This is a genomic window from Staphylococcus sp. GDY8P94P (assembly GCF_017892255.1).
GTDB classification, from domain to species: domain Bacteria; phylum Bacillota; class Bacilli; order Staphylococcales; family Staphylococcaceae; genus Staphylococcus; species Staphylococcus cohnii.
Window position 1 is genome coordinate 38,931 of sequence record NZ_JAESKU010000012.1, and the last position, 23,926, is coordinate 62,856.

The 23,926-nt window shown below is 33.7% G+C and carries 23 protein-coding genes and 2 pseudogenes; 8 read left to right on the forward strand and 17 right to left on the reverse strand.

The annotated features are described in order from the left end of the window. Position 1 precedes the first annotated feature (1 nt). From KA926_RS07835 to allC, 5 genes are all read right to left on the reverse strand, one after another. Positions 2 to 1,762: an acyl-CoA synthetase FdrA gene (locus tag KA926_RS07835; RefSeq protein WP_107385674.1), complete on the reverse strand. Its 1,761-nt coding sequence runs from the start codon at positions 1,760 to 1,762 to the stop codon at positions 2 to 4. A gap of 15 nt (positions 1,763 to 1,777) precedes the next feature. Then, on the reverse strand, positions 1,778 to 2,827 hold the full coding sequence (allD, locus tag KA926_RS07840) for an ureidoglycolate dehydrogenase (RefSeq protein WP_107385673.1): 1,050 nt from the start codon (positions 2,825 to 2,827) through the stop codon (positions 1,778 to 1,780). A gap of 156 nt (positions 2,828 to 2,983) precedes the next feature. Continuing rightward, positions 2,984 to 4,015: an ureidoglycolate dehydrogenase gene (gene allD, locus KA926_RS07845; protein WP_107385672.1), complete on the reverse strand. Its 1,032-nt coding sequence runs from the start codon at positions 4,013 to 4,015 to the stop codon at positions 2,984 to 2,986. Between the two features lie 15 nt (positions 4,016 to 4,030). Continuing rightward, complete coding sequence (allE, locus tag KA926_RS07850; RefSeq protein ID WP_107385671.1) at positions 4,031 to 4,819, reverse strand: (S)-ureidoglycine aminohydrolase; 789 nt, start codon at positions 4,817 to 4,819, stop codon at positions 4,031 to 4,033. Between the two features lie 125 nt (positions 4,820 to 4,944). Then, entirely contained in the window at positions 4,945 to 6,177 is a 1,233-nt protein-coding gene (allC, locus tag KA926_RS07855; protein ID WP_107383765.1) for an allantoate deiminase, read from the reverse strand. Positions 6,178 to 6,351: 174 nt separating this feature from the next. Here allC and KA926_RS07860 point away from each other — a divergent pair, with 174 nt between their 5' ends. From KA926_RS07860 to KA926_RS07870, 3 genes are all read left to right on the forward strand, one after another. Further along, entirely contained in the window at positions 6,352 to 7,194 is an 843-nt protein-coding gene (locus KA926_RS07860) for an alpha/beta hydrolase (RefSeq protein WP_107385669.1), read from the forward strand. Then, positions 7,194 to 8,444: a M20 family metallo-hydrolase gene (locus KA926_RS07865; RefSeq protein WP_107385668.1), complete on the forward strand. Its 1,251-nt coding sequence runs from the start codon at positions 7,194 to 7,196 to the stop codon at positions 8,442 to 8,444. Before KA926_RS07860 ends, KA926_RS07865 begins: the two co-directional genes overlap by 1 nt. A 272-nt stretch (positions 8,445 to 8,716) precedes the next feature. Next, complete coding sequence (locus tag KA926_RS07870) at positions 8,717 to 9,304, forward strand: histidine phosphatase family protein (protein ID WP_107383768.1); 588 nt, start codon at positions 8,717 to 8,719, stop codon at positions 9,302 to 9,304. 125 nt (positions 9,305 to 9,429) lie between these two features. Here KA926_RS07870 and KA926_RS07875 read toward each other — a convergent pair whose 3' ends face one another. The 5 genes and pseudogenes from KA926_RS07875 to allW all read right to left on the reverse strand — a co-directional run bounded on the left by KA926_RS07875 (position 9,430) and on the right by allW (position 14,416). Then, entirely contained in the window at positions 9,430 to 10,776 is a 1,347-nt protein-coding gene (locus KA926_RS07875; RefSeq protein WP_107383769.1) for an alanine/glycine:cation symporter family protein, read from the reverse strand. 254 nt (positions 10,777 to 11,030) lie between these two features. After that, a pseudogene (locus KA926_RS13950) lies at positions 11,031 to 11,147 on the reverse strand (transposase); the annotation flags it as partial. Between the two features lie 18 nt (positions 11,148 to 11,165). Then, the gene (locus KA926_RS13955) at positions 11,166 to 11,309 is read right to left on the reverse strand and encodes a hypothetical protein (RefSeq protein ID WP_226952041.1); all 144 of its coding nucleotides are present in this window, start codon (positions 11,307 to 11,309) and stop codon (positions 11,166 to 11,168) included. Positions 11,310 to 11,575: 266 nt separating this feature from the next. Further along, positions 11,576 to 12,937, reverse strand: a complete 1,362-nt coding sequence (gene allB / locus KA926_RS07885) for an allantoinase AllB (RefSeq protein WP_226953556.1) — start codon at positions 12,935 to 12,937, stop codon at positions 11,576 to 11,578. Continuing rightward, positions 12,927 to 14,416 (reverse strand): annotated as a pseudogene (gene allW / locus KA926_RS07890) (allantoin permease). The gene allB and the pseudogene allW overlap by 11 nt, the downstream one beginning before the upstream one ends. A 316-nt stretch (positions 14,417 to 14,732) precedes the next feature. Between allW and KA926_RS07895 the strand changes: the two are divergent. Continuing rightward, positions 14,733 to 16,352 (forward strand): PucR family transcriptional regulator, encoded by a 1,620-nt coding sequence (locus KA926_RS07895; RefSeq protein WP_107385666.1) that lies wholly within the window; start codon positions 14,733 to 14,735, stop codon positions 16,350 to 16,352. A 252-nt stretch (positions 16,353 to 16,604) separates the two neighbouring features. Then, entirely contained in the window at positions 16,605 to 18,038 is a 1,434-nt protein-coding gene (locus tag KA926_RS07900) for an MDR family MFS transporter (RefSeq protein WP_107524083.1), read from the forward strand. A gap of 580 nt (positions 18,039 to 18,618) precedes the next feature. Here the strand turns inward: KA926_RS07900 and cspD are convergent. Next, positions 18,619 to 18,819, reverse strand: a complete 201-nt coding sequence (gene cspD / locus KA926_RS07905) for a cold-shock protein CspD (protein ID WP_019469926.1) — start codon at positions 18,817 to 18,819, stop codon at positions 18,619 to 18,621. A gap of 343 nt (positions 18,820 to 19,162) precedes the next feature. Between cspD and KA926_RS07910 the strand changes: the two genes are divergently transcribed. Then, the gene (locus KA926_RS07910; protein WP_107385663.1) at positions 19,163 to 19,579 is read left to right on the forward strand and encodes a YxeA family protein; all 417 of its coding nucleotides are present in this window, start codon (positions 19,163 to 19,165) and stop codon (positions 19,577 to 19,579) included. Between the two features lie 148 nt (positions 19,580 to 19,727). Here KA926_RS07910 and KA926_RS07915 read toward each other — a convergent pair whose 3' ends face one another. From KA926_RS07915 to KA926_RS07925, 3 genes are all read right to left on the reverse strand, one after another. Then, positions 19,728 to 20,033, reverse strand: coding sequence for a hypothetical protein (locus tag KA926_RS07915; RefSeq protein WP_107383879.1), 306 nt, complete (start codon positions 20,031 to 20,033; stop codon positions 19,728 to 19,730). 577 nt (positions 20,034 to 20,610) lie between these two features. Beyond that, on the reverse strand, positions 20,611 to 20,772 hold the full coding sequence (locus KA926_RS07920) for a hypothetical protein (protein ID WP_154409607.1): 162 nt from the start codon (positions 20,770 to 20,772) through the stop codon (positions 20,611 to 20,613). Positions 20,773 to 20,943: 171 nt separating this feature from the next. Continuing rightward, positions 20,944 to 21,138 (reverse strand): hypothetical protein, encoded by a 195-nt coding sequence (locus KA926_RS07925; RefSeq protein WP_107385662.1) that lies wholly within the window; start codon positions 21,136 to 21,138, stop codon positions 20,944 to 20,946. Positions 21,139 to 21,327: 189 nt separating this feature from the next. Here KA926_RS07925 and KA926_RS07930 point away from each other — a divergent pair, with 189 nt between their 5' ends. Further along, positions 21,328 to 21,540 (forward strand): hypothetical protein, encoded by a 213-nt coding sequence (locus tag KA926_RS07930; RefSeq protein ID WP_107385661.1) that lies wholly within the window; start codon positions 21,328 to 21,330, stop codon positions 21,538 to 21,540. Between the two features lie 72 nt (positions 21,541 to 21,612). On the opposite strand, the gene KA926_RS07935 is transcribed toward KA926_RS07930, so the two are convergent. Next, positions 21,613 to 22,137: a GrpB family protein gene (locus KA926_RS07935; protein WP_107385660.1), complete on the reverse strand. Its 525-nt coding sequence runs from the start codon at positions 22,135 to 22,137 to the stop codon at positions 21,613 to 21,615. A 196-nt stretch (positions 22,138 to 22,333) separates the two neighbouring features. On the opposite strand from KA926_RS07935, the gene KA926_RS07940 reads away from it, so the two are divergent. Then, the gene (locus KA926_RS07940) at positions 22,334 to 22,501 is read left to right on the forward strand and encodes a hypothetical protein (RefSeq protein ID WP_181187401.1); all 168 of its coding nucleotides are present in this window, start codon (positions 22,334 to 22,336) and stop codon (positions 22,499 to 22,501) included. 80 nt (positions 22,502 to 22,581) lie between these two features. On the opposite strand, the gene KA926_RS07945 is transcribed toward KA926_RS07940, so the two are convergent. Beyond that, positions 22,582 to 22,746 (reverse strand): hypothetical protein, encoded by a 165-nt coding sequence (locus KA926_RS07945; protein WP_182478557.1) that lies wholly within the window; start codon positions 22,744 to 22,746, stop codon positions 22,582 to 22,584. Positions 22,747 to 23,069: 323 nt separating this feature from the next. Continuing rightward, positions 23,070 to 23,717, reverse strand: coding sequence for a hypothetical protein (locus tag KA926_RS07950; protein ID WP_107386694.1), 648 nt, complete (start codon positions 23,715 to 23,717; stop codon positions 23,070 to 23,072). Positions 23,718 to 23,926: the final 209 nt, after the last annotated feature.

Below are 23,926 nucleotides of genomic sequence, written 5' to 3' on the forward strand. Positions count from 1 at the left end.
TTTATACCGTCTCTCCTTCATAATTGTTTAAGAATTGCAGTACTTTCATTAATTTTTCATCTCCACCTGCAATTGGGCGCCAGTTGAATTGAACGACTGGTGCATCACTTGCTTGAATTGCTTCAGTAAAGCTCTTCAATCCAATGTTAATCACACTTGGCTTCATATTTATTAAATTCATTACTTTTTCATCGACAGTTAAATCAACCGGTTCTGAATCAAATGATTTCGTTGCTAATTTTGGTTGAGCTACATTGCTACCAACTAAGTTAAGTGCAGTACGCACCATTTGATCGTTTGTTTCACAAACAATTGCGCCAGCTTCTGTTAACGTTTTAACTTGGCTATCATATCCCTGGTGGTCATGTTGCGTACCAACAACTGTAGCAAGAACCGCTAATGAACGACCGTTAGCTTTAACTTTTTCTAAAATCGTTTTGATTGTTGGTGCAAGTTCGCTAGCCATATCATCATGACTACCATAACCTATGACATTATCTAACATAATTACAGCAGTTGACGGATCATCAGAAGAAGTTTCTAACATTTCAATACGTTTGGATGGATCAATCATTGGATGCGGTCTACCTTGTGTATAAATGTCATCGCCCAAGTCGATGATTTCATGGTTTCCACCTTTATATGAGAAACCTTCTGGTGTTACTTCGCCTGAAGCGTCACCTAAAGTATCTTTAACTAACATAGCTGCTTCTGAAGCTAAAGTACCACCTGAATAATATCCTTTGATGCCATCTTGATTGTCAGCAAATTCAATACCAAGATTTTCTTTAAATGTTGGTTTTAATTGTGGCGTTTCATCATTAGACAATTGAACAGATACGCGTGCCGCTTCTTCTAATGTATATGCATGGTAAATATTTTCTTCAGTGTAAGTTGGTTTAGAACCTAAGAATAAGGTAACCACAGGTTTTTCAATATTACGTAGAAGATTTAATACTGTTTCTTCGACTTCTTTAGCTGGTGGTTTAGAAATAACAGTAATGACTTTAACCTTAGGATCTGCATTTAACGCTTTAATACTATCTAACATCGTGATTGCACCAACTTCAGTTGATAGGTCACGTCCACCAGTACCGATTGCGTTAGTCACGCCTTTGCCTTCACGGTCAATGATTGTTGTCACTTCTTGAATACCTGTACCAGAAGCACCAATAACACCAATGTCACCTTCGTTCACTGTGTTAGTGAAAGCAAGTGGTAAGCTATGGATAATACCTGTACCACAGTCAGGTCCCATCACTAATAATCCTTTTTCATGCGCCATTTGTTTTAAACGCACTTCGTCTGATTTAGCAACGTTATCACTAAACATAAATACGTTTAAATTATTTTTTAAAGCAGTTTCAGCTTCCATTGCCGCATATTGACCAGGGATTGAAATTAATGCCAAGTTTGGATTGTTTGCTAACTCTAAAGCACGATTCCAGTTTGAAGCTTCGTCTTGTTTTTTAGACTTGTCATCCTCTTCACCTTTACCTTTAAGTTCTGCATCTACTTGTTCATTAACTTCATCAACTTTTGATTCATCATCTGTATCTATGATGACTACAATATCGTTAGGTTTAGCGTTGTCTAATTCTGCAGTATCAAATCCTGATGATTTGAAAATATCTTTATTGGCAGGCGTCCCCATCATAATAGATACTTGGTTCACACCATCAATAGCAGATAATTTATTCGATAATAACATTAAGACAATCGAATCTTGGTACGTGTTTTCTTTAATTATTGTGTATAACATACTATTCCTCCGTTATTATTCTGCAAATCTATTTTTTCCGTGATAACGATCAAAGTGTACGTCTTCTGACACTAAGTAATCGTAAATTTCATCAACAATTTCAATGCCTTTTTCATCGTATTTTTCACTACGTAAGCGTCCACGTTCACCTGGATAGAATATCTCTCCATATCCTTCAGCAGCTGGTTGAGCTTTCAATTCATCCAACATCGTTGAAATACGTGATTTAAATTGATCTAAGTCTGTAAAGAATGCAGGGTTAATGACAATGTGTAATTGTCCAAGATCACGGCCTTTGGTTAAATCTTTGTACATAGATGAAACATGCACACCATGTGGCACACCTAGCAGACTTCCTGACAAGATATCTACCATCATCATCAAACCGTAACCTTTCGGCCCCGCCACTGGAACAAGTGCATGAACATCTCTAGCATTTGTTGTTGGCTCACCATTTGCATCTACTGCCCATGTATCTGGAATAGATTGATGTTTAGCTCTAGCATCAAGTACTTTCCCCCACGCTTGTACTGTTGTAGCCATATCAAATGTAATGATACGCTCATCATTTGACGGTGCACTAAATGCAATTGGGTTTGTACCGAAATAAGGCTCTGTACCACCAAAAGGTACAACCATTGGATCAGATTGACACATACTTAAACCAACCATATTTGCTTTAGACGCCATTTCCACGAAATAACCTAAGGCACCACTATGAGAAATATGTTTCACACCTACAACCGCCACGCCATTTTTTTTGGCCATTTCAATAGCTTTTTCCATTGCTTGTTTTGCAGCTTGATGTCCAGGGCCATTATCCCCTTCAAAAACACCTGTCGAAGGACCCGTTTGCTCAAATTGATACTCAGGGTTAGCAGTAATACCTCCCTTAGCAATACGTTCCGCATAATATTCTACTCTGACTGCACCATGAGAATGAATACCGCGATGGTCTGCAAAAGTCAAAACATCAGCGACATCCTTTGCAGCATCTTCATTTAATCCAGCTTTAACAAGTTTATTTTTCATTAAATCAAACAAATCATTTTTAGAAACGCGCATATTACAACCTCCTTATTACTATTATTGTGTTTTATTTCACTAAAAAATGTGTTTTCAAGCAGTAAAAAAAGAAGTTACTAAAGACGCACCATGCTAAATGTCGTAAGTCACCATTTATTACATTAAATTATCTCGTTCACTTCTTTTTATTACTTCCTAATATATGTCATTAGATATTAAATAATCATAAATTTCTTGAGCAACTGGAATACCATGCTCTGCATATTGTTTTTTAACTTCTTCTTGAATCTCACCTGGGTAATACACTTGATCAAAACCTTTGGTTGGTTTAACACCGTGTAACTCATCTACCATGTCAGAAACTTGTGTTAAAAACTGTGTTTCATCACCAAAATATGCTGGATTAATCACGATATGAAATTGTCCTAATCTACGATATTGACTTAAATCTTCATACATCGAAGTGACATGCTTACCAAATGGCAAACCTAATAAGCTGCCTGCTAATATATCTACCATCATCATCAAGCCGTAACCTTTTGGTCCGGCTACAGGTAATAAAGCAGCTACTTCAAAAGGATTTGTAGTAGGTTCACCCTGTTTGTCCACTGCCCATGTATTAGATATCGATTTGTGTTTTGAGCGTGCATCTAATATTTTCCCCCACGCTTGTACCGTTGTTGCCATATCAAACAATATGGGCTCACCATTTTTTTGTGGTGATGCAAAGGCGATTGGATTCGTACCAAAATAAGGCTCTGTACCACCAAATGGTACGACCATTGGGTCAGATTGGCATACTGTTAATGCAACCATGCCTTGTTTTGCAGCTTGTTCTGCAAAATAACCAATGGCACCACTATGACCCATCTCTTGAATACCTACCATGCCGATACCACTGGATTTTGCTAAATTAATCGCTTCTTCCATCGCTTGATATGCAACATAATGGCCAACAGCATTATCGCCGAAATATGTGCCTGCTGAAGGACCAGTCTTCGTAAATTTCAAATCTGGTTCCAAATTAAAGCCTTTTTTAGCAATTCGTTCTGCATAATACTGCATTCGAACTGAGCCATGTGAATGAATGCCTCGCTCGTCAGCAAATGTCATGAGATCTGCTGTTTTTTCAGCTTGCGCGTCAGGTAAACCTGCATGTGTTAATTTCTCTTTAAATAATTGGCGTAGTTTACCTCGTTCGACGTATATTAATGCTCCCTCTTCCATGACTAACAACCTTCCTTAAATTTCTATATCTCTATTTGCATCCTTGGAATAGATGTAAGCGAATGGTTCGTCTAAACCAACAGCATAAGTTGCTTGTGGTGCATAAGCACCCATAAAGATGTAATCACCTTTATCAACTGGTTGCCATTCGTTGTCTAAGTTGTACATGCCACGTCCACTTAATACATAAGCCCCATGTTCTTGAACGTGTGTTTCAATATAACCGTGTGAAGCACCTGGTTTAAATGACAAGATGTGAATGTTCATATCATATGCTAATTCTTTTGGTAGCAAATCAAGAATTTTCACTTCTTCCATGCCTTCGTATGGTTCTTGTACCATATCATTAACATTTCCAGTTACAACTTCTGGCGTATAACCTTCTAAAGGTTGGTAACGTTTTTTATATAAGAACACGCGACTGTCATTATTTTGGTTGTTATTTTCAAATGTCATTACTTGATGAGATGGTACATATAAATAACCACCTGCGCTCAATTCATATTTTTTATCATCTGCATACGCATTGATGTTTCCGTATTCAACATAGATGAATGTCTGAACACCATCTCCACCAAATCCTTGTCTATTACCACCTTGATTTTTCAATGTTACAAGGTAGTCTACAAAGCGTGCACCAAGTCTCGGTGAACCTAGAATCGTTACGTCACAATCTTCAAAACCAGGTACAACGTTATTTACTAAACCGTCTGGTGTGATGACTGCGTGATTATCTTTTTTAATTACTGAACGTGTTTCTAATAAACCTTCTCTATATCCTTGATTATGATTAATATAACCCATAAATAAAATGCTCCTTTTCTTTATCTGTATTTAAAATCTTTTATGCTTTTCTCTATAAAAAGTTTGTTGAACCATGTTTATTTATATGGCTCAATGATGTTGTTCTAGTTGTCTATGTCCAAGTATTATTCTTTATAAGCAAGTTTATATAATACTTGTTTTAACACTTCTATACCTTTAACTAAATCTTCTACATTTGTCTCTTCTTCAACGTTGTGACTCACACCGTTAATGGATGGTACAAACAACATTGATGTTGGTACATATTTAGCAAAAATTTGAGAATCGTGACCTGCACCAGAAGGCATTAATTTCCACTCTGATTCACCCACTACAGTTTCAGCAGCATTCTGGACTTCTTTAACCAAGCGTTCATCCATCAATGTTGGTGCTTCATCCATCCATAGATCGATGTCACATTGAACGCCTTCTTCTTCAGATACACGTTTAATACATGCATCAATTTCTTCTGCGAATTGATTTAACTCTTCTTGATTAATATGACGACAATCAATAGAGAACGTAACTTCTCCTGGAACCACATTAACTGTATTTGGCACTGGATCTACGCGGCCAAATGTAATGACTAATGGATCCCCTATTTCTCGCGCACGATCTGTTAATTGGTTAGCAATTTTGCTGAAAGCTACAACTGCATCATTTCTCAAGCCCATCGGTGTTGTACCTGCATGGTTTGCTTCACCTTTTAAGTTGATTGTATAACGCTTTTGACCCACGATACCGTTAACGACACCAATTGATTTGTTTTCAGTTTCTAATACTTTACCCTGTTCAATATGCACTTCGATAAATGATTTTATGTAGCTATAATCATTATCTGCTGTTCGATAATCAAAACCACATTCACGCATTGCTTCTTTAAAAGCAACACCCTCACCATCAGCTATTGAATCTACATCAGCTTTATCGGCTAAGTTGAAGAAGTTTTTGCTTCCCCAGAAAGCAAATGGGAAACGGCTACCTTCCTCTTCCGCTAAAGCTAAAATTTCTAATGAACGCAATGGTTGACCATATTCAGCCTTAAGTGACTGCATCGCAACGACAGCTGCTAACACACCAAATTGACCATCTAAATGACCACCTTCAACAACTGTGTCAATATGAGAACCGGACATAATTGTTTCTTCAGGGTATTTGCTACCTTCAATACGTCCTTTCAAGTTGCCGATGCTATCGAATTCTGTTTCAAATCCATCTTTTTCTAGTGTTTCTTTCAACGCTTGAACAGCATTTGACCATTCTTTAGAATAAAGTAGACGCGTAATGCCCCCACCTGCCAAACCGCCAAACGCAGTGAATTTTTTGTCTAGAGCCTCAAAAGAAGATCGGATGTCCATGTAATTCAACTCCTTTTTCATTTCAAATACAATTATAAGCGTTTACATATTACTTATCATTCACAATTCTAACAATAATGCACTTTACTTTTATTCGATTTATACAAATACGCGGTATTTTTTATTTGAGATACTATATTTAGCAAAATATATCTAACAGGAGGCTAGATCATTTTGACTCAACAAAAAGCTACTTGTCTATCAAAGGATGGATTTCCATTACCTTATTCAATGATAAAAGCTAAAAATCAAAACCCCAAAGGCATCATTATATATTTTCATGGTGGTGGGCTAATTTTTGGTCAGCCAAACGATTTACCACAAGATTATATTGATATTTTATCGGAATCATATCATTTAATAATGGTTTCCTATCGACTTGCTCCAGAAAGTCATATTGATACGATTATTGAGGATGCACTTAGTAATTATGATCATTTAAAATCGCTTTATCCTTCGTTACCTTTGATTACTTTTGGACGCTCAGCCGGTTCATTTTTAGCGATGCTTGTCGCACGTCATCGTAAAGTTGATGGTATCATTGATTTCTATGGTTATTACCGTGTACATGTACCTTCATTTTTGAAACCAAATAAGCAATATCAAGCATTATCTACACAAATCACGCCGAAGATATTAAATCAACTTATTCAACCTAAACCACTAACATTTGGGCCATTGCAAACAAGATATCCTATTTACCTATATGCTCGTGGCCAAGCGCATTGGCTATCATATTTAGGCATTGAATCATCAACACAAAGTGCTTATAATATTTCGCCAAAAGAATTGAAATGTTTCCCTCCTATGTTCATTGTACACTGTACAGGAGACCCTGATGTACCTTATAGTGAAAGTGAATATATTGATAGATTAGTTGAAACGAGTCACTTTGAATGTCTAGACCAGAACAGCCATGATTTTGATCGTGAGGTTAGCCCCACTAGTAAAGCAATATATGAACAAGCTATTCAATTCTTGAATCAAATTACACTAAATATTGAAGGGGATAAATGATGAACTTACAAAATGTAATAGAAAATTTTCAAACGTTTAATAATTTTGCCCGAAATCCTAAGAATGGCGGTATTAACCGTATTGCTTTTAGTCATCCAGAACGTGTCGCGGCTTTAAAATTTTCAATGTTATGTCAAAAGGCAGGTCTAGATGTTTACTTTGATTTCTTTGGTAACGTTATCGCACGTAGAGAGGGAAAGCAGCCTTCTTTAAAGCCAATTGTGTTGGGGTCACATATCGATACAGTAAAAGATGGTGGACAATATGATGGTCTTTTAGGTGTCCTTGGTGCACTTGAAGTTGTCGAACATTTAAACGCACATCAAATAGAAACAGATCATCCAATTATTATTATTGCTTTTGCTTGTGAAGAATCTACACGTTTCAACGAAGCAACTTTAGGTAGTAAATATCTTACTGGCAAAATGACAAAAGACGATATGAAATTCATCAAAGATAATGATGGCAACGTACTTTATGATATCGTTGCACCTTTAGCTCAAGATATGAACGGTAAAACAGCATTATTTGAAAGAAACAAAATCAAAGCATTTTTAGAGTTACATATTGAACAGGGGCCTATTCTTGAAAATAATCAAAAGGATATTGGCATCGTCACAGACATTGCTGCACCACACCGCTTCAAGTTACAAATAGCTGGCGTTACAAGTCACTCAGGGTCAACACCTATGCCGATGCGCACAGATGCATTGACTACTGCTGCTGAAATCATTTTAAAAATCGAAGCCTTAGGCCAGGCTTACCATGATAAGGGGATAGTAACGACTGTGGGTTATGCCAACGTTTATCCTAATACAATGAATGCAATCCCTGGTGAGGTCACACTACTCATCGATATTCGAGGTAAAGATGAAGCTATTCGTGAAAAAGTAGTCGAAGAGATAAAAGCACACATCGAAACTATTACAACAAATCGTCAAGCAGATTATGAATTAGAAGATTTAGGTCAGGATCAACCACGTAAATTCAATCAAACAATTGCTGAGATTTCTGAACACAGTTGTAAGACACTAGCATACCAATATCGCTATATGTATAGTGGTGCTGGTCATGATGCTATGAATTTCGCACCCATTTGCCCTACGAGTATGATTTTTATCCCGTGTAAAAATGGCATTAGTCACTCCCCAAAAGAATCTGTAACTGAAAGCCAAATCGAAAAAGGTATTAATGTGATGATAGCAACGACGATTGAATTAGCAAAAGTTGACACAGTATTGGACACATAATGCACATTGGCTTTTGACCAATCAATTGCTATTATGAAGGTAAAACTTTTAGCATAGTCACATCCATTATTATCATTTCATAAGCACTTGCTTTCGGGACCAATGCTTAATGATATGCGTTTTATTATTTAACACCAACATGTGTGTAACTTTCATCTTTAGATAGATGCCAAGTCAAATTATGCAATACCATATGAATCGAAAATTGTTAGCGATATAATAGAGATGTTACTGAATACACATCACTACATCACTGTAAAGGTTGATATATAATGACAAAAATATGCTTTATTAGACATGGAGAAACAGACTGGAATATTGCTGGTAAATTACAAGGTAGAACAGACATCCCACTGAATGAATCTGGCATAAAACAAGCACAAGCCTGTGGTGTTTCCTTACTTCAAAATGAATGGGATCTTATTATTACAAGCCCTTTATTAAGAGCTAAAGAAACTGGAAAAATTATTCAACAAAAATTAAACATACCGCTTCATGAAATGACGTCGTTTATTGAAGTTGCATTTGGAGATGCAGAAGGTCTTACTTATTACGAACGAGATGTGCGTTTTCCTAATCGCGATTATCCAAACAAAGAAACTGAAGCAATGGTTACTGAACGTTTTTTAAAGGGGATTCGTACTGTACATCAGAATTACACAAATAAAAATATTTTGATTGTCTCTCATGGTGCTTTTATTAATGCTATATTTCACTATTTTTCTAATGGGACAGTCGGCACAGGTGTTACTAGACTTACTAATGGTAGTTTCAGCACTTTAGAAATTAACAACAACCACACGCATATCCTAGACTATAATACGACACATCACTTACCAGCCCAGAACCCGAAATCATAACTATTTACTAACAAATAAAAGTACCATAACACTCATCCATGATTCATCATACTAAAAGTTAAACTCAATATTTTCCTTTTAGTAATGACAAGTATGAGGTTTGGTACTTTTTATATTCACTAACTTTACTTATAATTTTTAAAGAAATCTGTAGTTAACGATTTCACTTTTGGCGATAACATTATCACTGCGATAACGTTTGGAATCAATACGGCAGCAAGTGCCAAATCAAGCAAGTCCCACAATTGTTGTGCAGCACCTAACGCACCCACTATCATTGAAAGCACATATATTGTTTTCATCACCCAACCTGCCGTAAGTCCAAATAAAAACTCTGCCATTCTCGATCCGTAGAAAATAACTACCACAACGGTCGAAAATACAAAAAACATCATTGAAATAGAGACCATCATACTTCCAAATTGACCAAAAGAATTTTCAAACGCTCTGGCTGTTAGTGCTGCAGACTGCGCTTTCGCATCACCCGCCTTCCAAACACCTGAAACTAAGACCACAAAACCAGTCGTGCTACAAATAATTAACGTATCTACTACGATTTCACTGATACCCCAGAATGCTTGGCGAACTGGATGATCCGTTTTTGCGGCTGCGTGCGCGATAGATGATGTACCGAGACCAGCTTCATTAGAATAAATCCCTCTAGCAAAGCCCCAACGAATTGTGGTAGCTAACGCTGCACCAAATGTACCTCCAACAGCTGCCGTAGGATTAAATGCCTGTTCTACCACTAACCAAATAACGTTAGGCACATGTCCAATATTCATCAAAATGATTAAAAAACCAAAAAAACAGTAAAGACCAACCATGATTGGCACAATTTTTTCAGCAAATGATGCGATACGTTTCACACCACCAAAAACGACGAGCGCAGCAAGAAATGCTAATATAATGCCAGAAACTGCCATAGGTACATTAAACGTATCTTTCATAGTGCTCGCTGCAGAATGACCTTGAACCATAATACTTGGAATAATTTCAATCATCAATGCAAAGGCAAATATCAAAGAAAAAATTGTACCTAACTTCTTATTTTTAAAACCTTTTTTCATGTAATAAGTCGGGCCGCCCACAAACTCACCTTTTTTATTTTTCTCACGATAGTGGACACCTAAGACATTCTCACTAAATTTTAAAGCCATGCCTAAAAAAGCAATAACCATCATCCAAAATACCGCGCCAGGTCCACCCATCATAATCGCTGTAGGCACCCCAACAATATTAGCTGCACCTACAGTTGAAGATAGTGCAGAAGTCAAAGCCTGACGAGGTGTAATCGTCCCTTCCCCTTTAGGTTTTTTATTAACACTTCCAAATGTTTGTTTGAGCATATAGAAAAAATGACGAAATTGAATAAAATTTAAATAGACTGTCAAAAATACACTTGCAAACAAAAGTAGAAGTACAAGTGGATACCCCCATAACCAATCCGAAAAAGAAATTAATTTTTCCAAATATTACAACCCCTTTGTTTTTAAAGCATCTAACCATCTGTTGTGATAAAAATCTTATGTCTTTAATCACAAAACGCTATAAAAATGAGCTATGTAGACACTAAATAAATGTAATATGTAATATTATTCCCTAGAGTTGCTCACTCAAACCGAGTTTAGAGTTTATGAAAACAAAAAAATTAATCCAGTTAATAAATGGATTATTTTTTTTGTTTCTTCACAGTATTAACAAACCTTAAATCTTCAGCTATATTCTAAATATAATGGTATGCTACATTTGTTTCTATTTCTTTAATCGTTTGCCTCATTGATTTGATCACAAACAGTCTTTGAACAAGCAATATTTTCACTAAAACAACTGGATCTATTGATGGTCTACCGTTATCAAGTCAATATTTTCCTTCAACAAACTCATATACAAAATTTAAATCTAATACCGCAACAACTTTACGCAATAAATGATTATTAGGAACTAATTCAGAGATAGAAATTATTTCATATTGATCTCTTTTATCAATTGATTTATCCAACATAACAAACACCACTGCTATTTAATTTATATATTATAATATTTTTGCAGTAATGTTATCAGCGGTTTATGCCGACTCCTGCGGGAATAGCACTAGCCGAAGACTACAGGCTAAGGCAGTGCCCGCGGAAAGCGTGCATAAAAAAACTGCCAACAAAGTCGGAGACTCTGTCGACAGTCTAGACTAATTCATTTAATAAATGGATTAGTCCTTTTTGATCTTGTTTTTATATCCCAATATCCTTAACTTCAAGCTTTTTCAAGAAATTTTTAGATAAAGCGTCCAATACGTTTATCTGAAATACCTGCTTCATCACTATAAATTTCTTGCCCTCTTAAAATTGTACGTGTTACTTGGGCACCAATTTCACGCCCAATATATGGACTCATTTTGTTACGATAAGCTAAATCTTCAGCTTTTAATGTATACGGTGCGTCAGGTTTAATAAATACGAAGTCAGCATCTTTACCAATTGCAATACTGCCTTTTGTATCTAAGCCAAAGCGTTTAGCAGGTGCTGTCGCAATAATGTCAGCAAATTTTGTTAATGACATTTGACGTTTTTGAACACCTTCATCGAATAAAATATCTACGTTGTTTTGTAATCCAGCGATACCTCCCCATGCTTCAAATGCATTGTCTGTATCTTTTAAGTCTGGCGTACAAGGTGAATGATCAGATGTTACAAAACTAATATCACCGTTTAATACACGATCCCACATTCCTTCTAAGCGAGATTGTTCACGGATTGGTGGAGAACATTTAACAACTGGTCCAATGTCATCTAATTCTTCTTTGTAGAAGTACAAGTAGTGTGTACATGTCTCACAAGTAATGTCTACGCCTTCTTGTTGTGCTTTGATGACTTCATCAACGCCTTCTTCACAAGCCACGTGTACGATGTGCACACGACAACCCGTTTCTTTAGCAAATAAAATAATTTTGCGAATTGGTTCAACTTCTGTAAATACTGGACGACTATCCACGTAAGCGCTTAATGTCGTTTCACCATTTTCTTTTGCGATTTCACCTAATCGATCAGTGATTGTCGCATTTTCAGAATGAATTGATAAAATTTTACCAGTCTTAGCAATTTGCTTCATACCTTCATATAATGAATAATCGTCAACATTTTCAAAGTCACCTTCGATAGAACGGTCACCACAAGTAGCTAAGAAAGCTTTATAAGCCACAACACCCGCTTCATCTAATTCTTGAATACCGCCGTTTAAGTTATATGGTACTAAACCACCATAACTTGCGACATCCACTGATAATTCATCTTTCCCAGCGTCAAATTTAGCTTGGATAGACGCTTTGTCAGTTGTAGCTGGAACTTGGTTTAATGGCATTTCCACAAATGAAGTTACACCACCTTTAGCAGCAGCATTTGTTCCTGTAACATAACCTTCCCAACCGTCACGATAACCACCACCTGGTTCAGTAATATGCACATGTGCATCCACCATTCCAGGTGAAACAATTTGATTTTGTGCGTCAATGACTTGCTCAGCCTCTCCCAATGCTTGGCCAATTGCGGCAATTTTACCGTTTTTAACACCAACTTCAACTTGTTGCTCCCCGTCTTCTAAAATGACTAAACCATTTTTAATAATCAAATCATACTTCATTATATTCTGCTCCTCCTTTTTTACTTTTATCTGCATGGAATACATAATGTAAAATTAAGTAAACACCACCGGCAATGATAAAGCCTATAAACCAAGAAAAGTCTGATATCACTGTGAATGCTGGTAAAAACCCTAGTATTGAAACGATGACACCAGCAATCGTTCCGATGTATGCAGAAACATTAATACGTGGTATTTTTTGTTCTTTATCTTTTAAGTCAAAATACAACTTATCTATATCAATGTGACATTTAGACACAATATAGAAATGAACAATCATTACACCTGCTACCGGGCCAAGTATAGCACCAATCGCGTTTAGGAATAAGAAAATACTGTCCTCCTCTTCCATCATCTTCACGGCATAATGACTACACTCAATACTGAGGCAATAATTACACCGCGACGGTAATTAATCCATTTTGGTAAAAGTGCAGTGAGTTGATATGCTGCTGGAATGATATTACTTGTCGCATTTGTCGAAATCGTCGTCATCAATAACACGCCAGTAGATATCAGAATCGCCCAGAAGTTGCTCCATTCATTAATAATTGTTAAGATGTTCCATTCTTGATGCCCGAGATAAATCGAACCACCAATAATGATAAACACACTCGCAATCGCGAATAAAATGTGCGCAACAACGATACCTGAAATTTGACCAATCACCTGTGTTTTAGTAGATTTTGCGTTTTGTGTAAAATCAGAGACACTTGCACCTGGCCCTGCCCACACGCCTAAAAGCGAGTTGAATATTAAAATAAAGGATAAAATCGCTGGGTAAATGATACCATTTGATTTTGTAGAAATTTCATAATTTAATATATTTCCAACGCCACCAGCAGCCATAACGCCCCAGATAGCCATACCACCAAATACAATATAAATAAGTGGATTTAATATAGCTGTGAATTTATTTAAAATATCGCCACCGCCAAATCCAATCGCAAAACTAATAGCCCAAAATATTAAAAATGCAATGAGACCTGGAACAGAGATACCAAGTATTGATATACCTTGTCCAATGTCAGCAAAGCCTGGGAATATTTTATTTAATAATATTAATAATGCTTGTGATCCAGCAAATGTTTGTAGACCAAACCAAGCAATACCTGCTACAACACCACGTAGGATACCAGGTAGCTTCGCTCCTACATCACCATATGTATGACGTAATTGCATAGCAAATGGAATACCATATTTCGAGCCAGCATAACCATTACCTACCAATAATAAAGCGATTACAAAAGAACTTAATATTAATGCAAATATTACTTGTAATGGCGATAGCCCTATTAATAAAAATCCCCCAACTGCAGTATAGTTAGGTATATTATGTACAGCGCCCATCCATAGTGTAAAAAAGTTGAATGCGGAGTTATTTCTTTGTGCCGGTGTCTTTGGCATTATATCTTTATTATAACCGCGCTTTTCGAAAACCGCTTGTGATAATGCCGCATTGTTTTCCTGTCTTCCCATTCTATTTATATCTCCTTTACTTTAATAAGCTAATAACTAAATGTATAATCCTCAGTTATAAGTGTAGTATGAGTGTAAGCGTTTTTCTTTGTTATTAATGACATTTCTATACGATAAAATTATAGGAATCGGACAAAATAAGTGTATAATTAACGATATACATTAAATTTTTTGAGCACTTTGAACAATCGTTATCACAAATCGACAAAAACACTACTTTTTAAGATAAATACAGACAAATAGAATTTATTATTATATATTTTTTATGCATTTTCATAACGAGTGATTGTGTAAATTAGAAGCGGAGGACATAATTATGACTACTCTAAACGAAATTTTATCCGTTCCCCAATTTAAAGGCTTAAAATTGTTAAACAGCAACGGAGATTTATCAGCAGAAGTGACAAATTTGGACATTACTGAGAATAATGATATTAAGCATTTCACTTCAAATAATTCATTTATCTTAACAACTGGTGTCTTATTTCAAGATAATCAAGATAACTTGAAAAAGTTAATTAAAGATTTGAATGATATACACACTGCTGGACTTGGCATCAAAGTTTCAAGATTTTTACATGAAATCAATCAAGATGTCATTGATTTTGCGGATGCTATTGAATTCCCTTTAATTGAAATACCAGAAAGTTGGAATCTAGGTGAAATTACACATGAGATTTCTTCATTTATTTCAGATTCTGAAACAGGAAAGCTAAATTACGCATTACAAGTACAACAAGAATTAAACCAATTATTAATCAAAGGTTTCAGTATTGATACAATGATTGATCGCATGAGCAAATTACTAGGCGTACCTATCATCCTATTTGACCCATTCAAGGCACCTGAAGCATACAGTCGTCATTATAGACAAGGTAATGCCTTAATGACTGAACACACCAAATATTTCATGAACCATTATCAAGATGCGCTAACATATGATAAAAATAACCTCGTCTTTGAAAATAAAGACCATGTAATCTTCAAAGTATTAGGCTACACATACTTCCCTTACTATTTAATGGTTTCTCAAGTTAATAAGCTTTCCTATCCATTTAGCTTATTAACACTGGAACAAGTAGTCAGTGTGTTGAGTTTCGCCTTATACAAAAACACCAAAATACAAGAGGCCGAAGAAAATGATATTAATCGATTTTTCGAATCATTGGTCAATAATCAAAATGATCAAACCCTTTCGATTAAAAAGCATGCTGATTTATTAAGACAATATTATATTTATCCTTCTGACTATTATCAAATTATCATTTGCGGTATTGATACTAAAAATAATTTAGAAAATAGTTATTACCTAAATGAACGGCACCATCTCACATTCCTTTGGTTAAAGCATAAATTAACTGATATTGATTCTTATATAAGTATTTATAAATTACCTAGTAACAATCGTTTTGCGATACTCATTCAAAATCGTCACGAATATTACTTTGAATACCTTAAAAAAATACAGCAAAGTTATAGCGAGTACTTTGATGATACGATTTCATTTGGCATTGGAAATGAAGTAACAGAATTCACACAGTTACCATCTTCCTTTTTTGAAGCAAATGAAGCCTTTGAAAATGAATTGTTAAATAACGCAAAAGCATTTATCTCACAATATCATTCCAAAGATATCCAAGAATTATTACAGCTTATCCCTCAAGAAAAGTTATTACCTTTCGTTAAACATACTTTGGGCCCGCTGAGTTATCCAAAACAAAAAAAAGATTTAGAATTAAAACAAACTTTAAAAGTGTACATGGATAATCAATGCGATATAACTAAAACGGCAGATAAAATATTTATACACAGAAATACAGTGAAATATAGAATCAATAAATGTAGTAATATGATTGGCACAAATATTGAAGATCCTGTTCATTCTTTAAATATACGTATTGCTTTATATGTATCTGAAATGATTAGTTTCGATTAAGTGCTCAATCTATTTCAAAAAGCTACGTTGTTTGCATGGTTGTGCAAGCAGCGTAGCTTTTTCATTAATTGAACAACACTGACTTGTGCCACCTTTAAAACGATGTATTCCGACCTATATCATCTATCCATTATTTTTTTCTAGAAATCCTTTGTAAAAAATATTAATTTTTTAAACCGAATGGTTTGCTTTGCTAACTTAAAATAATTAAAATTTATCGATGGGATGTTATAAAAAGGAGATGCGTTTATAATGTCGGAGAATGTAATATCTAACAAAAAAAGAAATACGATTATATTAGTTATGCTAAGTAGTGCTTTTGTAGCAATGCTAAATCAAACATTGCTTAATACCGCACTACCAGCAATTATTACGGGATTAGAAATAACTGATACAACTGCTCAATGGTTAATTACAGGTTTTATGTTAGTGAATGGCATCATGATTCCACTAACAGCCTTTCTCATGGATCGATTTCATACAAGACCACTCTATATTTTTTCTATGAGTGCGTTCCTAATTGGTTCGATCATCGCAGCACTTTCGCCTACATTTGGCTTACTCATGTTTGCACGTGTGATTCAAGCTATTGGCGCAGGTATACTCTTACCGCTTATGCAATTCACTGTTTTCACACTGTTCCCTTCTGAGAAACGTGGATTTGCAATGGGACTTACCGGTATAGTAGCACAATCAGCACCAGCAATCGGACCAACCTTAACTGGGTTTTTAATTGATACATTTAGCTGGCGAGCACCATTTATTGTGGTAGCTTTTATTGCGATTATCGCATTTATTGTAGGTGCGATATTTGTAGAAAGTAATAACGAAACCAAACATACACAATTAGACAAAACCTCTGTTATATATTCAACATTAGGCTTTGGTTTAATGCTTTACGGCTTTAGTAGCGCAGGCAACTTAGGTTTCACATCACCAATCGTTATTATTTCACTTATTGTGGGAATCTTAATTGTTACCATTTTCGTAACAAGACAAATTAGAATCGATAATCCGCTATTAAATATGCGCGTATTTACAAATCGTACATTTTCACTATCTGCATTTGCATCTATGGTATTATTTATCGGAATTGTAGGCCCAGCATTATTGATTCCAATTTATGTCCAATCAGGCTTAGGTCTATCTGCAATTCTGTCAGGTCTTGTTATCTTACCAGGTGCAGTAGTCAACGCATTCATGTCCGTCTATACAGGGAAAATATATGATAAATATGGCTTGAAAGTATTGGCGATTCCTGGATTTGTACTGTTAATTTTTATGACAATACTACATTGTTTCTTAACATCAGAGACGCCTTATTGGTATATTGTCATCATTTACGCAATAAGAATGTTTGCTGTAGCATTGATTATAATGCCACTGAATACAATTGGTATTAACGCATTAGAAAGCAAAAATATTTCACACGGTACTGCGATTATTAACTCTTTAAGAATTATTGCAGGTGCGATTGGTACCGCCATTATGATTACAATTATGGCAATTATTCGTACAAATTATGTTCCAAGTGAAAATCAATCTAAAACAGACATTGCACAACAAGCGACCGTACAAGGTGTTGACGCAGCATTTGCATTCACTACACTTTTATTAATTATTGGTTTTATATTAACACTACTGATAAAAACAAAAAATAAAGCGGAAAATACGCGTGAAGTATAATATTAAATCTATTTAAGTGAAAGTAGCAACGTTTCAACAACTTGAACGGTGAAAAAACATACTAAGATTAGCTATGAAGAAATCTATGACGATAGATTTTTTCATAGCTATTTTATTATTCAATATTTCGTATTGTTGGCTCACTTTCTTTGGGGACAGCTTCAGCCTATAGTCTTCAGCTTGTCCTATTCCCTCAAGCGTCTCGCCAAAATACAACGTATTCATATGTAATTTCTCATTGAAGCACTTTAAAACAAGGCTCTATTTCAACCCAAAATGATGTTAAAAATTATTCTACATGCATACACCCAAAATTAATTTTTATGTTGCTGTTAGTGGCTATTACCATTCTTTTATAAGTTTAGCTTCAAATGATGTATTAATGCTAAACAACCTTTCGCAGGTCGTTAATATTTTATTGGTAATAAAAAACAAAAAAATAGGTGCAAATCCCGAGTCATAACTAGCAAGCTGACTTTGAATTTGCACCTTTAAAAGTGAATACACACATATAATTTCAATTATTGATTTTAAGACAAATAAAAAAAGACGAGCGTTGCTCGTCTTTTTTTATGCGTTATTATAATTTAATAACGTTAGCTGCTTGAGGTCCGCGGTCGCCTTCAACGATTTCGAATTCAACAGCTTGTCCTTCTTCTAATGATTTGTAGCCGTCTTGGTTAATTGCTGAGAAGTGTACGAATACATCGTTTCCGCCTTCTACTTCGATAAAACCAAAACCTTTTTCTGAGTTAAACCATTTAACTGTACCGTTATTCATAATAAAAATCCTCCAAGTGCTTTTGCACAAAAATTTGTAATCTGTCTAAAAAATCAAAAGGAGTAAATTCAAAAGAATAAAACTACAAATCAATTTCACGAACTAAATTACTTAATACCTAGTATAACGAATAATCCGACTTTTGTATACCCCTATTTTCAAAAAAATATATTTTGCACTTTATTTTTAGTAATATAATCCATTGGTGAATATATATCATTTAATCACATTTGAAAAAATGACAAAATCGTTATATTAAAATGCTTTTTTGTAACTTAAAAATATAGCAAACGAATCAAATAACTTTTACATTATAGATAGTTACTTTAAGGAGGTAATAAATATGAACAGATTAATAAAAGTACTTCTAAGCATCTTTATTATCATTATCATTGTTCTTATCGGCCTTTTTGGCTGGAAAGTTTACGCAGAAAAAAACTCAGACAATACTGATATCGTTAGTTTTGCCAAATTAAACCCACTCATTACTAATGAAACATATTACGTAAAAACTCAAAAGCCAACAAAAGTTGAGCACAATAAAGATGATAATGGAGAAGTCTTTGTCACATATAATTATAAGCAAGATGGATATAATAAAAAAGGTGAAAAAAAACACTTAGATTTCAATGGTTTTGGTGAAAAACCCTTAAAAACAGATCATTTCTTAAAATTAGATACCGAACTTGGTCATGTCCAAAGTTATGAAGAAGTAGCTAAAAATAAAGTGCCCAAAAAAGCATTAAATCAACTTCAATAATCACCTGATTATTTAAAATAATCCACTTAATAACAATGTTATTTTAATGTGCTAATAATATAATAAACGCGCAAGTTAGAAATATTTATTTGCAAAATATAACTTTCTAACTTGCGCGCTTTGTTTGTAATGATTCAGCAACTACGACTTAGTTATTCATTCTTTTGACTATTTCATGCTTAATAATCATTAATGCTTGGCTGTACTTAGAACTTGTATTTTCTTGAGTGTTAATAATCAAAATGTCTACTAAATCATCATTATTCATTTGAACTAATTCTTGTCGAAATTGATCAATATTTTCTACTAATCTCTTATGGTTGGGCTGATACTTATCTATAACATAATACTGGTCAGCACCAAGTCCACCCTCTTCAATCATTTTAGAAATTTCATCTGAACGCATTTCATCAGTTCTATCTATTTTTATATCTTTATTGTAATTATTAACCATTCTGATCCCCCATTTCATTCACCAAATCCATCTCAAATTAAGACTACATGCTAACAAGTTAACTTTTTGACACTAAACTTAATACAATAAATCAAGTCGTACCACCTACAATAAAATAAAATTACTCCAAAAGTTATATATTACATCTATACCCTGAAATTATATTTTAAACTTTGATTTTGATAATTCTTATTTATACTTATAATTTAATAAAACGATATAGAAAATCGATAATATGACACCGATTTTCTATATCGCCTCTAAAAACACCGAAACCATATACCTCATCCCCTTATAATGAATCTCTTTTATATCTATCCTTTTAAAAATTTTTCAAAACATTTCATTATTTTATACTATTATAATGCATTATATTCTTTGGATATAAGATGATATTGACTAACAGTTCATTATTTCATATTGAATTGACTATGCATGAAACAGATTCATAAGTTTTGAGAGCAATATCACAACAATAGCATCCATAAATATAAAAATCGCTGAATGATAAAGTAAAGACTGAGACAACATTTGTCTCAGTCTTTAATACTTCTAATATTTTCTATCATTTTAACGCTCATAATCGCTTTTTTGCTTCGATGCCAATCCATATATTTGTTACTAAACCGACAACACCCATAACTAATGACGGTATCAAAGCATGATTACTAGTATAAAACGTTACTAAAAACATAAGTAAACCAGTTATAATACTGATTAATATAGATGAAAGTTTCATTGGATTGCTCCCTTTTCGCTATATTAATTTACATTATTCCTATACTGAAATTCATTTAAAAAGAAATAAAGACAGTCTGTTGTAGAGTTTTAAAAAATTTGGCGTCACAAATACAATAACTTTTTATTTATAAAATATGGAAAATTCCACTTAAGCACATCTTATTGTTTTTCAACTCAATATGTATGCAATCACAAATAATATAATCGAAATAATGAGTGACATTAACCAAAACGGAGAACTCACTAAATCTTTATACGCTTGATCTGGTGCATTACGCATTTTCAACCGAATAAATTTGACTCCTAAATACAACGCTTCAACAAAATTAACGATCAAAACAATGCTTAACAATATAATAGCCATGGTTCGCCCTCCAAGATATCATCTGATTTATTCCACATCGTACCACAAGTTTTTTAAAGAATAAATATTGAAATAAATTTTAATTTTTATTACAAACTAAAAACATGTGTGTTATTTTATAATTAACATTGTACATGGTTATTTTTTAAAAATTTTATGGATTAAATATCATAAAGTTGGAGGGGTAATGTGCAACTATTTTTACTTACACTTTTGGGTATTATTTTTGTTTTTGTATATGCTTCAAATTCAACAATACTTTTACATATCAAGCTTATTAAACGGGCTGAAAATGAGGGCACGGCAACAATGAATGGTAAACAATGCCACTTTATGTGGTGTTTGTTTGCAGTTATGGCAACAGGCTTTTATCTATTATTACTCAATTCAAATTTGTTTTAATAAATTTGAATTGAGTAATAATCAAAATAAGATGAAAGATTTAATTATTATGTAAATAAGACAGTAGGTAGCCTATCCATCCTGATTCTTTTGATACCACTTTAATGCTTGACTCTCTATGCGTTTGATAAAAGGCGATTTGCCATTTGAATACGCACTTCTATTATTTGAATACTTGTTAGCGAGTGTGATTTTTAAATTTTCATATTCTTTCGCAATAGCTTTATTAGCATTTAAATAATCTCTAAACGCTAAATGTCTGTCAATATTTTCATAGTTATCAAATTGAAATATATGGACATGATAAGTTCTAGTATCCGCACCTTTTATATAAAACCTTCTACCACTGATACCATTTTCTCCTTGAGGTTCATAGCCTAATTGTCGCATCGCATTATTGTAACGATCCATAAACATTATATTTTTTACGACTACCATGATATCAATAACAGGCTTAGCATAAATATCTTTTATAGCTGTACTGCCAATGTGATGCATTTCTATGATTTCTTTACCAACTACTTTTAACAATAGATCTTTTTCTTTAACAAATTGCGCTTCCCATTTTTCATAATCTTTTTTTAATATAATTTCCATCGTTCAATTTCCTACTTTCTTTTATCCTCATTAATATTAAAAAGTGACATAAAATTCATCTCAACTAAAACATTTTAAAATAAGGTGACTTTTTACCATAAATGAGAAATGATATAGTTGAATTAAAACTCGAACTGTAAAAAGTATGTTTCTAAAATACTGTATAATATAATAAAAATAGTAAAGGAGTCATCATATGAAATTTGTAAATTTAACAGCTATGACAGAAAAAGGCTTAAACAAGAAAGTTAATGAATTCTTAGAAGAAAATCCTTATATCGAAATCATTAAATTTGATTACCAATTAGGATATAGCAACTGTGGCGTAGGTATTCTTTACAATAAAGTTAAGTCTCAGTCCTAAGTTTAAAATCAAAGGAAATATGTTGAGACTTCTATATAACATTACTTATTTGTTCATTTACAAACTTAATTCACGAATGACTAATAAAATAATTGTAAAACGGTCGTAATTATAGTTAACAAACAAGCTAATAACATAACATTTTGAGCTTTATGAGTGCCCTGATTTCCATTTTTGTATTCTTTCATTACAAATAGCCAAGAAAGAATAACTAAAATCCCTAAAATAATGCCAACCGTTTTCATTTTACCTCTCCTAAAATGTACTGTATAACTTATTATTATTCGCTCAAGTTCAAAAGATACTTCGACTTATATTTTTATAATATCATACATTTTAAAACGTGAATTGTTTGTAAATAATCCAACTTATTGTAATTGAAAATATCCCAATTCAACTATACTTGTAATAAAAACAAAAGCTGAAACATAATAATGTTTCAGCTTTGAATATCTTATGGAAAGTAAATGCTTGTGACTTCATCCACATCATAATATTTAAATTTTTGTTAATGTTATTCAGAATGACATCACTGTAAGATTACGACAATAGCAATACCTAAAATGTCTTATTTTTGAAAAACTTTAAAATTAACACGTTTACATAATAATAAACTACCCACAATCAATGAGATACTCGCTAAAAAAATGGTTAGTGTTCTATTATCTGAAATCATGCCTGTATCAGGTAATTCTTTTATTGCATTGTGCTTCACGCTATTTTTTGAATTTTTTACTTCAGTCTCAACTTTTGAGAAATCATTATATTTTGAAGCATCTAAGTTCTGATTTTTATTAAATCGATCACTTTCTCCTCCTGAGTTTCTAGAGTTTAAAACACCTTCATCTTTTAATTTTTCATTTACTGCATTATTGTGCAATGACGTCTCACTATTAGATTTATGATTAAATTCTTTCGTAGCATCTTCTAATTCTTTCGGCTCTTCAACCTCTGCTATATCCTTGTGCGGAAACACATTTGGTTCTGTAAAACTTCCATCCTTATGCAAAATACCATGAGGAATTTTCTTCGTACCATCCTTTAACTCTATCGGTTTTTCAACCTCTGCTATATCTTTGTGCGGAAACACATTTGGTTCTGTAAAGCTTCCATCCTTATGCAAAATACCATGAGGAATCTCTTCACCATTTACCTCTTGACTGCTAAATTGTACAATTGTCATTAATAAAGCTGTAGATAATAGTAACTTTTTCATTTCGAAACTTCCTTTCTAATGGAGTTATTGTAATATTAATATCTCACTCACTTTTACTGTTAAAGTGAATTTTCGTAATATAAAATTTTCCTTAACTACCAAGAAGTTATCTGTTGTATGTATACAATATATTTTATAAATTAATAACGAATATTTATGGATTCATTACTAATCACTATATTATTGCATTTAGTCGTGTATTAGAGGAA

Coding starts and splice junctions, on each gene's coding strand:
- KA926_RS07835 (WP_107385674.1), bottom strand. CDS start 1,762: ATGTTATACACAATAATTAAAGAAAACACGTACCAAGATTCGATTGTC.
- allD (WP_107385673.1), bottom strand. CDS start 2,827: ATGCGCGTTTCTAAAAATGATTTGTTTGATTTAATGAAAAATAAACTT.
- allD (WP_107385672.1), bottom strand. CDS start 4,015: ATGGAAGAGGGAGCATTAATATACGTCGAACGAGGTAAACTACGCCAA.
- allE (WP_107385671.1), bottom strand. CDS start 4,819: ATGGGTTATATTAATCATAATCAAGGATATAGAGAAGGTTTATTAGAA.
- allC (WP_107383765.1), bottom strand. CDS start 6,177: ATGGACATCCGATCTTCTTTTGAGGCTCTAGACAAAAAATTCACTGCG.
- KA926_RS07865 (WP_107385668.1), top strand. CDS start 7,194: ATGAACTTACAAAATGTAATAGAAAATTTTCAAACGTTTAATAATTTT.
- KA926_RS07870 (WP_107383768.1), top strand. CDS start 8,717: ATGACAAAAATATGCTTTATTAGACATGGAGAAACAGACTGGAATATT.
- KA926_RS13955 (WP_226952041.1), bottom strand. CDS start 11,309: ATGTTGGATAAATCAATTGATAAAAGAGATCAATATGAAATAATTTCT.
- allB (WP_226953556.1), bottom strand. CDS start 12,937: ATGAAGTATGATTTGATTATTAAAAATGGTTTAGTCATTTTAGAAGAC.
- KA926_RS07895 (WP_107385666.1), top strand. CDS start 14,733: ATGACTACTCTAAACGAAATTTTATCCGTTCCCCAATTTAAAGGCTTA.
- KA926_RS07900 (WP_107524083.1), top strand. CDS start 16,605: ATGTCGGAGAATGTAATATCTAACAAAAAAAGAAATACGATTATATTA.
- cspD (WP_019469926.1), bottom strand. CDS start 18,819: ATGAATAACGGTACAGTTAAATGGTTTAACTCAGAAAAAGGTTTTGGT.
- KA926_RS07910 (WP_107385663.1), top strand. CDS start 19,163: ATGAACAGATTAATAAAAGTACTTCTAAGCATCTTTATTATCATTATC.
- KA926_RS07915 (WP_107383879.1), bottom strand. CDS start 20,033: ATGGTTAATAATTACAATAAAGATATAAAAATAGATAGAACTGATGAA.
- KA926_RS07920 (WP_154409607.1), bottom strand. CDS start 20,772: ATGAAACTTTCATCTATATTAATCAGTATTATAACTGGTTTACTTATG.
- KA926_RS07925 (WP_107385662.1), bottom strand. CDS start 21,138: ATGGCTATTATATTGTTAAGCATTGTTTTGATCGTTAATTTTGTTGAA.
- KA926_RS07935 (WP_107385660.1), bottom strand. CDS start 22,137: ATGGAAATTATATTAAAAAAAGATTATGAAAAATGGGAAGCGCAATTT.
- KA926_RS07940 (WP_181187401.1), top strand. CDS start 22,334: ATGAAATTTGTAAATTTAACAGCTATGACAGAAAAAGGCTTAAACAAG.
- KA926_RS07945 (WP_182478557.1), bottom strand. CDS start 22,746: ATGAAAACGGTTGGCATTATTTTAGGGATTTTAGTTATTCTTTCTTGG.
- KA926_RS07950 (WP_107386694.1), bottom strand. CDS start 23,717: ATGAAAAAGTTACTATTATCTACAGCTTTATTAATGACAATTGTACAA.